The organism is Shewanella sairae, from assembly GCF_023283535.1.
Taxonomy (GTDB): Bacteria; Pseudomonadota; Gammaproteobacteria; order Enterobacterales; family Shewanellaceae; genus Shewanella; species Shewanella sairae.
Genome location: NZ_JAKILT010000223.1, coordinates 1 through 590 on the forward strand (window position 1 = coordinate 1; position 590 = coordinate 590).

Annotated in this window: 1 protein-coding gene; it reads left to right on the plus strand. The window is 43.9% G+C overall.

All coding sequences use genetic code 11. The features are described from left to right. On the plus strand, positions 1-590 hold a 590-nt coding region (locus tag L2748_RS24305; RefSeq protein ID WP_248957847.1), incomplete at both ends, for an Imm49 family immunity protein.

The window sequence follows — 590 nt, forward strand, 5'->3', positions numbered from 1 at the left end:
AATACGCTGGCCTTGGCATTGCCTATAGCCTGAATGGTGACATTGATTTAGCAAAAGCCGCCTTTCAAACCGCAACGGAATACAAACTGAAGCCACTAATAATGGCATATGCGACAGATAGTCAAGAGTATGTCGGAGACGCTATCACTAGGGGGGCGCAAGCTGTCAATGTTGTAAATGGCTTCGCTTATGCCATGGCTGCTGGTGATTTACAGATAGCCAAGCAAATATGTAACTTATTTCCCGTTCAATACCGCACTGGTAATACCAAACCCTGTACAGCTGATGATTTTGTTCACGCCTTAAACGCTTGGTTTACTGGGGATAAAATCAGAGCCGCTGGATTTTGTCAAAAGAGCATGGAAGCCTATATTGCTAAACCCAGTAAGAAAGTCACCTATCGGAGTAACTACTACACCTTGCACTTAGCACTATGGGGTATTATCACCCATGACCAACAGGCATTTGATGAAGGTATTCGTAAACAGCTAGAGATTTGTCACCATGAAGCCCGTTATGGAGAGATGAAAGGTACAGCAGAAGCGTATTTTGCAGAGTATGCCTTAGCATTGACAAGTCTTGCGATTCAA